Here is a 12838-nt window from a genome sequence, read left to right on the forward strand (position 1 = left end):
GCTGACACACGTCTCCTCTCGCCACGCGGACGCGCATCACATCTCCTCGAGCTCCTTGCCCTTCGTCTCGGGGATGAAGGCGACGACGAACACCAGCGAGGCCGCCGCGGCGGCGGTGTAGAGCCCGTAGGCGATGCCCAGGCCGGCCGCCTTGAGCGGGGGGAAGGTCGCGCTCACGAGGAAGTTCGCCAGCCACTGCGCGGCGGCCGCGATCGAGAGGGCGAGGGCGCGGATGCGGTTCTCGAACATCTCGCCGAGCAGCACCCAGGTCACCGGCCCCCAGGACGCCCCGAAGCAGAAGACATACAGGTTGGCGGCGAGCAGCGCGGCGGGGCCGGCGGCGCCCGTCAGGGCGGGGTTGCCCGCGGCGTCCTCGCCCGCGGCGCCGAACACGGCCGCCATGGCGCCGAGCGTCAGCGTCATGCCGATGGACCCCGCGATGAGAAGCGGCCTGCGCCCGACGCGGTCGACGGTCGCGATGGCGACGAGGGTGGTCACGATGTTCGTGACGCCGGTGATGACCGTGATGGCGAGCGAGCTTCGCTCGGAGAACCCGACTGCCTGCCAGAGGACGCTCGAGTAATAGAAGATGACGTTGATGCCCACGAGCTGCTGGAACGCCGAGAGGCCGATGCCGATCCAGACGATGCGGAGCAGCCCAGCGCGCCCGCGCAGGTCCGCGAGCCTGGGCCGGCGCTCGGACGAGAGCGTCCTCTGGATCTCGACGAGCTTCGTCCGGGCGGACGCGCCGAGGAGGCCACGGAGCACGGCGAGCGCCTCGTCCACACGCCCCCTCGCCACGAGGTGGCGCGGGGACTCGGGGATCAGCAGCGCGCCGAGCCCGTAGAGGAGCGCCGGTGGGATGGCGCTCCAGAACATCCATCGCCAGGCCTGTGCCCCGAGCCAGAACGGGCTCGTCGCCGAGCCCGCGGACGTCGCGATGGCGTAGTCGCCGAGCAGGGCGACGAAGATGCCGAGCACGATCGCGAGCTGCTGGAGCGATCCGAGGCGGCCGCGCAGGTGGGCCGGCGCGATCTCCGCGATGTAGGCGGGAGCGACGACGCTGGCCGCGCCGATGGCCATGCCGCCGAGCACCCTCCACGCGCTGAAGTCCCAGGGCGAGATCGCCGCCCCCGAGCCCGCCGCGCTGACGACGAACAGCAGGGAAGTCGCGATCATCGTCCGCGTCCGGCCGTAACGGTCGGCCAGCTTGCCCGCGAGCACCGCGCCGGCAGCCGCGCCGAGCAGCGCCGAGGACACGGACAGGCCCACGGTCCCCGGGTGCGCTGTGAATACCCTCTCCAGCGCGCCGACGGCGCCGTTGATCACGGCGGTGTCGAACCCGAACAGGAAGCCGCCCAGCGCGGCGACGGACGCGATCAGGGCGATCCGTACCGTCGAGAGGGGCTCCTCGCCGCGTTCATCCTCCTGCTGCGCCGCGGGCTCTGCCATGCCCCCGGTGAACCACGAACCGTGCCGCCGGCCGCCCCGGCGCGTCGACGAGCGCCGGCATGACCAGCTACGGCGCCGCCGTCGGCGCCGCCACGATCGCTTCGAGGCGGCCGAGCACCACCTCGAGCCGCTCGATCATCGCCTTCAGGTCCGCCCGGTACGCTCGATCGTCGGTGTGGACCAGCTCGTCTCGCATCCCCACGAGCCGGGTCGAGAGGGCCGTCCTCGTGTCATCCGCTTCGCGCTCGCTGAGCTCGAGATGCAGCATGCTCATATCTCCTCCTGACGCGGGGCATGTACCTCGGACGAGCGTTCGTTCACGGGCGCTCCCGCGCGGCTGTTCGGGGCGCCGGCCGGCGCCTCTCGTCTGCTCGCTCGCCTGGCGTTCGCCGCTGCTCCTTTCGACAGCGCATGAGGTTTGCGCTGCCAGAGGGCCGCGAGGGAACATGGTGACGCGACGCCTCGCTGTCATCGGCCGCGGCGATCGAGCAGCGCTCCGGCCCGTTCGACACGCGGCGAGAGACCGATGAGCCCGTGGACCCGGATCGCCTCGACGACCTGCAGCGGGGCGCAGAACATGCAAGCCAGAGGCGTGTAGCCGCGGCGAGGCCACGCCTCACGATGGGGGAATCATGCAGACGCCAGGACCCGAGGAACGTGAACGGTTTACACAGCAGGAGAGCCCGATCGCGCCGATATCGGGCGCGCGGCGCAGGCCGGAGGAGGAGAGGGAGGCGCCGCGGATCGTGCTCGGCGGCTCGCTCGCCGAGGTGGTGTGCGGCGCGGGGACGATCGTCCTCGCCATCCTCGGACTGACGGGGTTCATGCCGGGAGAGCTCACCTCGATCGCCACGCTCGTCTTCGGCGCCGCGCTGATCGCGCACGGCGGCGCGATCGCCTCGCGCTTCGGCGCCTTGACGCGCACCACGGCGCCCGTCGAGTGGGACACGCGCGCCGAGCTCGGCGGCGGCATGGGCGCGGAGCTCGTCGGCGGCGCGGCGGGCATCGTGCTCGGCATCCTCGCGCTCCTCGGGCTCGCCCCCGGGGCGCTGACGTCGGTCGCGGTGATCGTCTTTGGCGGCGCGCTGCTGCTCAGCGGCGGTACGACCGCGGACCTCGGCGCGCTCGACGTGCGCGGCGCGCACCAGCACCTCGCCCACGTCGCTCGTCAGGCGGCGATGGCCGCCGCCGGCTTGCAGTCGCTCGTCGGCGCCGGGGCGGTCGTGCTCGGCATCCTGGCGCTGGTCGGCATCCATCCCATGGTGCTCACGCTCGTCGCCCTGCTCGCGCTGGGGTCGGCGATCGTCACGAGCGGCTCGGCCATCTCGGGGCGCGCGGCGGCGGCGCTTCGGCGCTGAGCCCGGGCCTCGCAGAGGAGGCCGCGAGCGGCCTCTCCCTCTCCACGCGCGTGTCATGGCCCCGCGCGCTTCTGGATCGACCTGGCCGCGGCATGGATGTGCTTCACATCGGGTCGCTGGCTGTCGCTGGAGGCGCGCGCAGGGTTGATGTAGAAGGCCGTCGAGACTGGGGGCTGGGGGCTGCTGGCTACCCGACCGATGTCGGCCCGATGACGGCGGCAGACGATGGGGATCGGGGGCTGCTCTGCTTCTCGACGGTGATGAGCAGCTCGAAGTCGGCGTGCGGCACGGTCATCCCGGCCAGCTTGCCTCTCCGGCTTTCAGCATTGTAGTCGAGCACTCCGACCCGTCGCCACGGGGACTCGGAGCTCGGGCGCTGCCAGACGACGAAGTGCGTGCTGCCGGCCTCGATCCGCTCGGGCGGCGAGAGGTGTACGACGTTCACCAGCAGCCGCGTGGTCGCGGCGTCGGAGTCGATGTCGGCGGTGATGTGCGCATCGGCGCCGGGCGCGAGCCGCGTGCCCTGAATGGTTTGCTCGCTCGGGCCGCCGCAGCCTGCGAGCGCCATGCTCACGAGAAGACCGAGCGTAAGCCCTAGCCGGCCGCCGATTCGTCGTCCCATGTCAACGTGCTTCATATCGCCACCTCGATCGCCTCTCTGCTTCACGGCGGACCCGCTGTCCCCGTCGGGCGTCGCGTCCGGGCTGGCCGGTGCCACAGCCTCTCGGCCGCATCGTGGTAATTTGAGCAAGCGTCGTGCCGAGGTGGGATGTGCATCGGCGGGTGGCGGAGAAACGAGCACATCCACGACCGCGCCACCGCGCTGTTCCAGGAGGATGCCCGTCGGCCCGGACGCGCGGCCCGAGGGCGCCGGAGGTCGCTCGGCGCGTGCACAGCTGATATAGCTCCGCCCAGGACATCGCAATGAGTGCCACCACGACTGCTCAGCCTCCCATCGTCTTCATCACCGGTGCCTCCTCCGGCTTCGGCGCCGCCATCGCCCGACGCTTCGCCGGCCTGGGCGCGCGCCTGGTCCTCGCCGCCCGCCGCTACGAGCGCCTGGAAGCGCTCGCGGCGGAGCTCTCGGACAGCCGCATCCCCGGCCCGGCTGGCGCGCGCGCGCCGGCGATCCACCTGATCCGGCTGGACGTCCGCGACCGCGGCGCCGTCAACAAGGCCATCGCCGAGCTCCCGCCCGAGTTCTCCGAGGTGACCGTGCTGGTCAACAACGCAGGCGGCGCGCTCGGGCTGTCGCCGGCGCACCAGGCCGATCTGGACGACTGGGAGGAGATGATCGACACCAACGTCAAAGGCTTACTTTACTGCACCCGGGCGCTGCTGCCCGGCATGGTGGCGCGCGACCGCGGGCACATCATCAACATCGGCTCGGTCGCCGCGGAGACGCCGTACCCCGGGAGCAACGTCTACGGCGCGTGCAAGGCGTTCGTCGCGCAGTTCTCGCTGAACCTGCGCTCTGACATCCTCGGCAGTCGGGTGCGGGTCACCGACATCGAGCCCGGCATGGCGGAGACGGAGTTCTCGGTGGTGCGCTTCAAGGGAGACCAGGAGAAGGCCGCCGCCGTGTACCGCGGCGTGAAGCCGCTCTCGGCCGAGGACATCGCCGAGTCCGTCGTATGGTGCGCGATGCTCCCGGAGCACGTCAACGTGAACCGGCTGGAGCTGATGCCCGTGATGCAGGCGTTCGCCGGCTTCTCCGTCAAGAGGAGCTGAGGCGCGCGGCGCACACGCCGCACGCCGGCTCGATCCCCGCACGCGCCTCGACCCCCCTCACGCACGCCGGGCCCCCGCTTCACGCGGCGCCCCGGCGCTCGCCGAGCCGACGCTCGAGCGAGCTCTGCAGTTCAGTTCACTTTTACTTCAAGCGAGCGTCCCTGTTGCGCGGAGCCCCCGCGCCGCGTTGCCCGATGTGGCACCGCCACACCATCGATTTCCTGGCGCCTGCTCGCGCCCTCCGCCGCGGCGCCGGTGTTCACCGTGGTCCTGCTCCATCGCCTGCCCTCGCCGCAGGCCGCCGCGCGCACGGCCACGCCTGCGCACGGGTGCAGGACGGAGCGTCGCCTCCACGCGCCGCCTGATCGGCAACATCGAGCCATTCCAGGCATCATCGCGCACCCTGGCGATCAGCCATCCTTGACTGGTGCGCAGCGTGGGACACCGAGCTGGTCCGCATTCTCCACAGGCGGGTCACCACCGCTCACGATGTCTGTCGTTGCACAGGTGCTGTCGGCGGTCGGCTCGATCCCGCGTCGATGGCCAGATCGCGGCGTCGGGCGCGGGGCGCATCGCACGCGTGTTGATGGCACGCGTGTTGATGGCACGCGTGTTGATGGCACGCGTGTTGATGGCACGCGGCCGCTCAGCAGCAGGCTTCCACGGTGCGGCGCTCGCCCCGTCATAGCCTCATCCGATTTCTGCAATGCAGAGGACGGGACGCAAGACATCGACAGCGCCGACTCGTCATCCGGTCGACGGGAGAGCAGGATTTTGATTGGTGTTAGACGCTTGCGCATGGTGAGGGGCCGCACTAGCTTACGTGTCCCGCTGCCCTCGCGGCGCCGGTCGTCAGCAATCACCGCGATCCCTCGATCCCTGGATCGGAGGATGAACATCGCCATGGGTTGCTCGCCGGAGCAGCAGATTTGCGGAGACCACTCGAGGAATATCGCGTGATGTTGCTTCGTTAAGAGCGAGCGCCGTCCGTTCCCCTGGGCCGTCGTCCGTGGTCATAGGTCGTCCATCGCTGGGCGCCGTGACCCTTGCTTGACGTCGTGCCGATAGCCCGGAGGCGGAGGACTCAACAGGAGTGGAGCTGGGGGGCATCGGGGGCATCCGAGCGCGCTGGCGGCGAATCCGACGTTCCATCGAGGAGCGGCCGGAGGGCTCTGCTCGACGATGGAAGGCTCCGGGGCCAGCTCAGAGCTCTGGAGGACTTGAACTGAGAGACGCTCGCCAGCGTCCACCAACGTACCTTGGAGTCAACAATGTGCGGAATCTTTGCCTTCTTCGGAGATATCGATTCAGCGACGTGTTTCCGGGGCAGCTTCGAACGATTGAATCACCGGGGCCCTGACCACTCGGCCTGGGAGCAGGTCGGCCCGAGGGCCGTCTTCGGCTTCCAGCGCCTCGCCATCAGAGGGCTCGGCCCCGACGGCAACCAGCCGCTCTGGTCGAGGGACGGCAGGGACGCCGTCATCTGCAACGGCGAGGTGTACAACGAAGAGGCGATCCGCGCGGACGTCGGAGACGACGGGGGCGGCTCGGGGTCGGACTGCGATGTGATCCCGCCGCTGGTGCGCAAATACGGGCTTCGGGGCGCCTGCGAGCGGCTGGACGCGGAGTTCGCCTTCGCCTACTACGACGGTGCTTCCGGCCGCGTCTTCGCGGCACGGGACCCGATCGGCATCCGGCCGCTCTTCTTCGGTTACCTGAAGAACGGGCGCGGGATCGTGTTCGCCTCCGAGGTGAAGTTCCTCAGCGATCTCTGCGCGAAGGTCGCGCCCTTCCCGCCTGGCCACTACTTCGACGGCGACAGCTTCGTGCAGTACCGCGACATCACGGCGGTGAAGAACGTCGCGAACGACGACGAGGCCACCCTCTCCGCGAACCTCGAGCGCCTGCTCGTCGAGGGGGTGCGCAAGCGGCTCGTGTCCGACGTCCCGGTCGGCTTCCTGCTGAGCGGCGGCCTCGACTCCAGCCTGGTCTGCGCCATCGCCACGCGCGTGCTCGGCAAGCCGATCGACACCTTCGCGATCGGCATGGCCGAGGACGCCATCGACATCAAGTACGCGCAGACGGTCGCCGATCACATCAAGTCGCGCCACCACAACGTCTACGTCACCAAGGAGCAGGCGTTCGAGGCGCTGAGGGACGTGATCTATCACCTCGAGACGTGGGACATCACCACGATCCGCGCCTCGATCGGCATGTACCTTATTTGCAAGCACATCCGGCAGAGCACCGACATCAAGGTCCTGCTCACCGGCGAGATCAGCGACGAGCTCTTCGGGTACAAGTACACCGATTATGCCCCGTCGGCCGCGGAGTTCCAGAAGGAGGCGCGCAAGCGGCTGCGGGAGCTCCACGCCTACGACGTCCTGCGCGCGGACCGCTGCATAAGCGCCCACTCGCTCGAGGCCCGCGTGCCGTTCGGGGACCTCGCCTTCGCGAGCTACGTGATGGCGATCAACCCGGAGCGGAAGATGAACAAGACCGGCATGGGCAAGCTCCTCCTGCGCCGGGCGTTCGCCGACAAGCGGTACCTCCCCGACGCGATCCTCTACCGCGAGAAGGCGGCCTTCTCGGACGCGATGGGCCACAGCCTTGTCGACTCGATCAAGGCCCACGCCGAGGCGCGGTACTCGGACGCGGACGTCGCGGCGGCGCAGCGCAAGTACGAGCACCGCGCGCCGATCTCGAAGGAGTCGCTCCTGTATCGGGAGATGTTCGAGAGCCGCTTCCCCGGCCGCGCGGAGCTCATCCCCGACTACTGGATGCCGAACAAGGAATGGAAGAACTGCGACGTCTCCGATCCGAGCGCGCGCGCGCTGCCGAACTACGGCGCTAGCGGAGTCTGAGGAGCTAGCTCGAGGCGACAGTGACGCGCTCGTCGCACGTCACGTTCGCTCCGCCGGAGCTGCGCGAGGTGGCCTGGCCGCCGAACGTGGCCGCGGGGCGAGTGACGCCCCCTCAAAGCCGGACGAACCCGCCCGCCGCTCCGCGGCGGACGGGGGAGGCCCCTCATTGGGATAACTTGAGATGACGAACCATTCGCCTGTACGACAACTTCGAGAAGAGGCGCTCCGCGCCCTCGCCGCTCACCTGCCGCAGCAGCACATCGACGCTGCGACGAGGTGCGCGCAGAAGCTCCACGAGGGCCTGCCGCACAAGGAGGAGCTGCGCAGGAACCAGGTCCTGGTCGCCTACGGCGGCGGGAAGGACAGCTCTTACACGATCGCCTTCGTGCGGTGCATGCAGCTGCTCCTCGCCCGCATGCACGGCCAGACGTTCAAGCTGCTCGTGGTGACCAACCGGCACGCGGGGATGCCACGGGCCGTGATGGAGAACATCGCCCGCGCCTACAGGGCCCTCAAGCTGCTCGAGGATCCGGACTGCGAGGCGCTGCTCATCGACGGCAACGAGATCAACCCCTTCAGGGTCGATCGGCGGCTGCCGCTCGCCCTCGTGCGGCAGAACCGGGAAGACATCCTGATGACGGGGCACCGGACGTTCGCGGACGCCCGACCGACGTTCTGCAACGCGTGCAACCTCAGCATGGTGAACTCGTTCGGCCTCGCGGCGTCCCACGGGAGCGGCGTCGACGTCATCATCACGGGAGACTCGCGCAGAGAGCAGCGGGCCTACTATGTCTGGGTCGCGCGGCTCGCGCAGCGGTTCGGGTTCGACAGCAACAGCGCCGAGGGGGGCTTCGGCGGCTTCCTCACCAGGATGCGCAGCCTGTCGCAGCTCTATTTTCGCGATCTCCACGGGAGCGACGCGGCGGACGCCATCGCGCGGCGGCTCGTCACGGCGGACCTCCGGAAAGATCTTCAGTTCTTCTCGATCTACGACGACACCCAGTACGCCTCAGGGGACCACTGGGATCTGCTCACCAAACACCTCGGCTTCGAGTTCGACGAGATTGCCTTCAGCTTCAGCGAGTCGGACTGCGCCAACCCGGCGCTCATGGCGCACCTGCGAGGCCTGAAGTGCGAGCGAATGTACGGGCGGAGCTACGCTGAAGGGATCGCCGAGTACGTCGACTTCGCCGTGGGGCTGATGCGCAAGAAGGAGTTTCCGCAGGTCCTCGTGGACATGATGCTCGCCCGCTACGATGGCCCCGAGAAGCTCGCGCGCATGCGGGTGGTCATGGACGACATGGCCAGCGAGGTCTATGGCCTCGACGAGCAGCAGCTTGTCTGCATGATCTATTCGCCCTTCGCAGACAGGTGCGAGAACCTCGATGTCTATCTCGCGCGCGAGCAGCCCGAGCTCGCGCCGCTCGCCGGGGCCATCCGCGAGCTGCTCCGCCACGGCAAGGATCCGGCCCGCGGGGCACGGCAGCGCGAGGTGCAGCAGGCGCTCGAGCGGCTGAGCGGGCTCACGCTCTCGCAGCTCCGCGTCATCCACGCGTCGCCGCTGCACCCGTCTGCGGAGGGCGGCGGGGGACACCTCATCGAGCACATCCTCGCGCGCGATCCGCACAAGGACGTCATCCAGACGCGGCGCGCCCCCGGCGGCGCCCTGGTTCAAGAGACCATCTCCGGCAGGTAAGGAAACATGAACTCTCAGACTGGAAACATCTTCGTTCAGGTCGGCGCCACGCGGGACGGGCTGGACCCGTACCTCGGCGTCGCGCGCAAGCGGTCCCTGTCGGCCGTCCTCGTGGAGACGCCCGCCTACCTGCGCTGGCGCCGGCAGCTCGGGCGCAGCGCGTTCGACGTCGAGATCGCCGTCGAGCGCCCCGCCGACCCCGAGGCGGTTCGGGCGGCGCTGGAGGCGCTGCGCCCCCGGATCGCGCTGATGCTGCCGGGCTTCGAGCGCTACACGGCGAGCACCTACGCCGCCGCCGAGCTGCTCGGCGTGCCCCCGCAGGACGCGCGGGCCGAGCGCCGCTTCACCCCGCTGGACAAGTCGGGGCAGCGGGCGGCGCTCGACGCGAGGGCGCCGGGCGTCCTCCAGCCGCGCTACAGGACGCTCCCCGTGCGGCCCAGCGCCGGAGGACAGGCGCTTGATCACCTCGGCTTACCGCTCGTGATCAAGCCCGCCGACGGGGGGGGTGGCCTTGGCGTCTTCGTCGTCGACGAGCCGGCGCAGCGCGACGATGCCATCGCCCAGATCCGGGCCATGACGAACTATGATGGAGGGGCCTTCTCGCAGATCGTCCTGGAAGAGTACGTCCAGGGGACGGAGCACTCGATCCAGGCGGTCGCGCACGGCGGCCGCGCCGTCGTGCTCACGACGTGCGAGAAGATCATCCTCCGCGAGCGCTCGCGGGACGCCGGCCGGCTCGTCGGGTTTCGCGAAGTCGCCCACATCGCGAGTCACGGCGCGCAGGCGCCCCAGGCGTTCCAGGAGCTCGCGCAGCGGTGCATCGACGCGACCGGGTACAGGAGCGGTCCGTTCCACATCGACCTCATCGAGAACGCGCGAGGCGTCCACTTCGTGGAGATGGGATTCCGGCTCTCGGGGGGCGGCATCGTGGCGCTGGTCCGGCGCGTGACGGACATGGACTGGGCAGAGCTGTCGGTCGCGAGCCACCTGGACGGGCGTGAGCCCGTGCTGACCAGGCCGCCGCAGGGGGAGGGCGCCGTCATCGGTCAGGCGACGCTCGCCTCCGAGGACGAGCTCCGCGCGGCGGAGCAGCTCCTCTCGCGCGGCGTCCGCGCGGAGATCCTGCGCTTCGCGGCCCCGGCGAGCGACCCTGACGACGCGGGCGATGACGCGAGCCTCGCCTCGGACCGGCTGCGCCACACGGGCTTCGTGGGGAGGGTCGTCCTGTACGCGCGACACCGCGACGAGGCACGCGCGAACCTGCGCCACTGCATCGCCGCCCGCCTGGAGGACTGACATGTGCCGGCTCATCCTCGCCAAAGGTAGATTCTCGAGCTCAGCGATCCTCGACGCGGCCATCATGATGAGCTCGGGCCAGACGGCCGACCACGAAGGGCCCACGCAGCAGCACCCCAACGGCTGGGGCGCGGTGTGGCGGGATCCGGGGGGCGGCCTGAGCATCCACCGCGACCCGCGGAGGATCAACGACACGGCCGACGAGTCCCCGCTCCGGGGCGTGGAGACTGATCTCCTGGCGGTGCACGTGCGGCACGCGACGCTCGCGCGCAACCAGGGGCTCCAGTGCACGCACCCGCTGGCGCGCCCGGGGGCGAAGGGGCCGTGGTACCTCCTCCACAACGGCTTTTTGCCGACCGTCCACCAGAGGCTCGGCAAGGAGCGCTCCGAGTTCGACTCGGCCGAGTACCTCGAGTACCTCGTCCCGGAGAACGCCCACACGCTGGACATCGACGCTGCGCTGTCCAAGCTGCGCGCCATCCCGCCCGGGGGCACCTCGGCCAATGCCATCCTCATGAACGCGGAGTGGGCGTACGTGATCCACTGGACGCCTCAGGAGGTCCCGTACCGCCGTTACTTCTCGATGCACCAGCTCGCGCTGGAAGACTGCACCATTTACGCCTCGGAGATCATCCCGGCGCTGGCGCCGCGCGAGCGCTGGGCGCCGTTGCCGCAGCGCCACATCGTACCCATCAAGCTCAACGCCCACGGAAGAGGTCTATCATGAACAACGATCATCACTGGAATCAGGTCTCCCTCCCCGCGGACGATCGCGCCTCCGGCCGCAAGCTGCTCCGCGGGCTGGTCGACAGCGAGATCGCGGTCGTCGTGTGCAAGGACCTCCTCGGGGACAAGCTCCTCCAGAACGGCCTCAGGCAGATCCGCGACCACTACGGGAAGAAGTTCGCGACGCAGTACGTGAACGGCACGCTGACGACGATCGGCCCCTACCTGGCGAAGCACCTCTCGCGGCCGGAGGAGTATTTCGCGAACGCAAGCATCATCGATGAGGTCTTCCCCGAGCCCGATTTCGATCTCCGTCACATCGTGCGGGACAGGCTGAAGTCGCTCTTCGGGCTGCAGAGCATGAAGGTCCAGGAGGAGCCCGGCGGCCAGCGTTACGCGGACTCGATCGTGCGCGTCCACGCGGACGGCGTGTGCAACCCGCTGCACAACGACAACATCATGCGCGATGCGGCGTCGACCGGCCTCTCGCTCGCCAAGCTGAAGCACCAGCTGAGCTGCATCGTCTGCATCCAGGAGTGCGATCAGGGAGGAGAGCTGATCAGCTACCGCAAGACGTGGAACGAGGAGGACGAGGCCTTCAAGATCAAGGGGGGTCTCGGTTATGATAGGGGCGTCGTCCGCGACGTGCCGCGCACGGTCTTCCGGCCACAGACGGGCGATGTCTATGTAATTAATCCCACAAACTACCACGAGATCGAGCGTGTCGGCGGGAAGGATCGGATTACACTGGGCTTCTTCATCGGGTTCTACGATGATGAGCTCAGGAATGCAGTCGTGTGGAGCTAAAATGCGCTTTCGTCACGTTCTCATGGCGGTGCTGACTGCCTTCGTCTGGGGCTTGAACTTCGTCGTCATCAAGGTCGGTCTGGACTCGTTTCCGCCGCTGCTGTTCTCTGCGCTTCGCTTCACCTGCGCCGCGATCCCGGCTGTGTTCTTCATCGATCGGAAGCAGATCCCCTGGCGCGTGATCCTCCAAGTGGGTCTCGTGCTGGGGGTGGTCAAATATTCGCTCCTCTTCGCGGGGATCAAGGCCGGGATGCCGGCGGGGCTCTCGTCCCTGGCGGTCCAGGCACAGGTGCTCTTCACGCTCATCCTCTCGGCCGTCTTCCTCAAGGACGCGCCCTCGCGCGTGCAGAAGGCGGGGATCGTGATCGCGCTGTCTGGGATAGCGCTCATCGGCTACACGCGAGCCGGGAGCGTCAGCCTCACCGGGTTCGCGCTGGTGCTCGGCGCCGCTGTCGCCTGGGCGTTCGCCAACATCCTCATCAAGCGGGCCGGGGGCTTCGACGCCTTTCGCCTGATGGTCTGGATGAGCCTGATCCCGCCGCTGCCGCTCCTCGGCCTCTCGCTCCTGCTCGAGGAGGGGCAGGTCGCCGCGGTGTCACGGATGGGGCTCGGGGGCCTCGGGGCGGTCCTTTACACGGGCATCATCGCGACGGTCGTGGCCTTCGGCATCTGGGGCCATCTGCTCAGGAGCTACTCGGCCAACCTGGTGGCGCCGTTCGCGCTCCTCGTGCCCGTGTTCGGGATGGCTTTCTCGGCGCTCCTGCTGCATGAGGAGCAAAGCGGCGCCGGGGTGGCGGCGGCGGCCCTGGTCCTCCTCGGGCTCGCCACCGTCGTTCTCGGGCCTCGGGTCATCAACATGGTCGCTCCGGAGAACCGACCGATGGGAGCAGCGAAGGTCTCATGATGAG

The 12838-nt window shown here is 69.1% G+C and carries 11 protein-coding genes; 8 read left to right on the forward strand and 3 right to left on the reverse strand.

Annotation, left to right across the window (positions count from 1 at the left end; all coding sequences use genetic code 11):
* Positions 1-36: 36 nt before the first annotated feature.
* Positions 37-1452 (reverse strand): sugar porter family MFS transporter, encoded by a 1416-nt coding sequence (locus WME73_RS44790; protein WP_437913548.1) that lies wholly within the window; start codon positions 1450-1452, stop codon positions 37-39.
* Between the two features lie 67 nt (positions 1453-1519).
* The gene (locus WME73_RS44795) at positions 1520-1726 is read right to left on the reverse strand and encodes a hypothetical protein (RefSeq protein WP_437742384.1); all 207 of its coding nucleotides are present in this window, start codon (positions 1724-1726) and stop codon (positions 1520-1522) included.
* Positions 1727-2084: 358 nt separating this feature from the next.
* Here WME73_RS44795 and WME73_RS44800 point away from each other — a divergent pair, with 358 nt between their 5' ends.
* The gene (locus tag WME73_RS44800; protein ID WP_437913549.1) at positions 2085-2810 is read left to right on the forward strand and encodes a hypothetical protein; all 726 of its coding nucleotides are present in this window, start codon (positions 2085-2087) and stop codon (positions 2808-2810) included.
* A gap of 187 nt (positions 2811-2997) precedes the next feature.
* On the opposite strand, the gene WME73_RS44805 is transcribed toward WME73_RS44800, so the two are convergent.
* Positions 2998-3432, reverse strand: a complete 435-nt coding sequence (locus WME73_RS44805) for a hypothetical protein (protein ID WP_437913550.1) — start codon at positions 3430-3432, stop codon at positions 2998-3000.
* Positions 3433-3734: 302 nt separating this feature from the next.
* Here WME73_RS44805 and WME73_RS44810 point away from each other — a divergent pair, with 302 nt between their 5' ends.
* The 7 genes from WME73_RS44810 to WME73_RS44840 all read left to right on the forward strand — a co-directional run bounded on the left by WME73_RS44810 (position 3735) and on the right by WME73_RS44840 (position 12834).
* Positions 3735-4541: an SDR family oxidoreductase gene (locus tag WME73_RS44810; protein WP_437854380.1), complete on the forward strand. Its 807-nt coding sequence runs from the start codon at positions 3735-3737 to the stop codon at positions 4539-4541.
* A gap of 1271 nt (positions 4542-5812) precedes the next feature.
* On the forward strand, positions 5813-7405 hold the full coding sequence (asnB, locus tag WME73_RS44815; RefSeq protein WP_437913551.1) for an asparagine synthase B: 1593 nt from the start codon (positions 5813-5815) through the stop codon (positions 7403-7405).
* 181 nt (positions 7406-7586) lie between these two features.
* A complete protein-coding gene (locus WME73_RS44820) occupies positions 7587-9101 on the forward strand; it encodes a PqqD family protein (RefSeq protein WP_437742389.1) in 1515 nt (504 codons plus the stop codon).
* A gap of 6 nt (positions 9102-9107) precedes the next feature.
* Complete coding sequence (locus WME73_RS44825) at positions 9108-10397, forward strand: ATP-grasp domain-containing protein (RefSeq protein ID WP_437913552.1); 1290 nt, start codon at positions 9108-9110, stop codon at positions 10395-10397.
* 1 nt (position 10398) lies between these two features.
* On the forward strand, positions 10399-11124 hold the full coding sequence (locus WME73_RS44830) for a class II glutamine amidotransferase (RefSeq protein WP_437913553.1): 726 nt from the start codon (positions 10399-10401) through the stop codon (positions 11122-11124).
* Positions 11121-11930: a 2OG-Fe(II)-dependent halogenase WelO5 family protein gene (locus tag WME73_RS44835; RefSeq protein ID WP_437913554.1), complete on the forward strand. Its 810-nt coding sequence runs from the start codon at positions 11121-11123 to the stop codon at positions 11928-11930. Before WME73_RS44830 ends, WME73_RS44835 begins: the two co-directional genes overlap by 4 nt.
* Positions 11931-11952: 22 nt before the next feature.
* The gene (locus WME73_RS44840) at positions 11953-12834 is read left to right on the forward strand and encodes an EamA family transporter (protein ID WP_437913555.1); all 882 of its coding nucleotides are present in this window, start codon (positions 11953-11955) and stop codon (positions 12832-12834) included.
* The last annotated feature ends 4 nt before the right edge of the window (positions 12835-12838 follow it).

The organism is Sorangium sp. So ce302, assembly GCF_051530145.1.
Classification (GTDB): Bacteria; Myxococcota_A; Polyangia; order Polyangiales; family Polyangiaceae; genus Sorangium; species Sorangium cellulosum_B.

Excerpts from the sequence above, each read along its gene's own strand:
- WME73_RS44790 (WP_437913548.1), bottom strand. The coding sequence starts at position 1,452 with ATGGCAGAGCCCGCGGCGCAGCAGGAGGATGAACGCGGCGAGGAGCCC.
- WME73_RS44795 (WP_437742384.1), bottom strand. The coding sequence starts at position 1,726 with ATGAGCATGCTGCATCTCGAGCTCAGCGAGCGCGAAGCGGATGACACG.
- WME73_RS44800 (WP_437913549.1), top strand. The coding sequence starts at position 2,085 with ATGCAGACGCCAGGACCCGAGGAACGTGAACGGTTTACACAGCAGGAG.
- WME73_RS44805 (WP_437913550.1), bottom strand. The coding sequence starts at position 3,432 with ATGGGACGACGAATCGGCGGCCGGCTAGGGCTTACGCTCGGTCTTCTC.
- WME73_RS44810 (WP_437854380.1), top strand. The coding sequence starts at position 3,735 with ATGAGTGCCACCACGACTGCTCAGCCTCCCATCGTCTTCATCACCGGT.
- asnB (WP_437913551.1), top strand. The coding sequence starts at position 5,813 with ATGTGCGGAATCTTTGCCTTCTTCGGAGATATCGATTCAGCGACGTGT.
- WME73_RS44820 (WP_437742389.1), top strand. The coding sequence starts at position 7,587 with ATGACGAACCATTCGCCTGTACGACAACTTCGAGAAGAGGCGCTCCGC.
- WME73_RS44825 (WP_437913552.1), top strand. The coding sequence starts at position 9,108 with ATGAACTCTCAGACTGGAAACATCTTCGTTCAGGTCGGCGCCACGCGG.
- WME73_RS44830 (WP_437913553.1), top strand. The coding sequence starts at position 10,399 with ATGTGCCGGCTCATCCTCGCCAAAGGTAGATTCTCGAGCTCAGCGATC.
- WME73_RS44835 (WP_437913554.1), top strand. The coding sequence starts at position 11,121 with ATGAACAACGATCATCACTGGAATCAGGTCTCCCTCCCCGCGGACGAT.
- WME73_RS44840 (WP_437913555.1), top strand. The coding sequence starts at position 11,953 with ATGGCGGTGCTGACTGCCTTCGTCTGGGGCTTGAACTTCGTCGTCATC.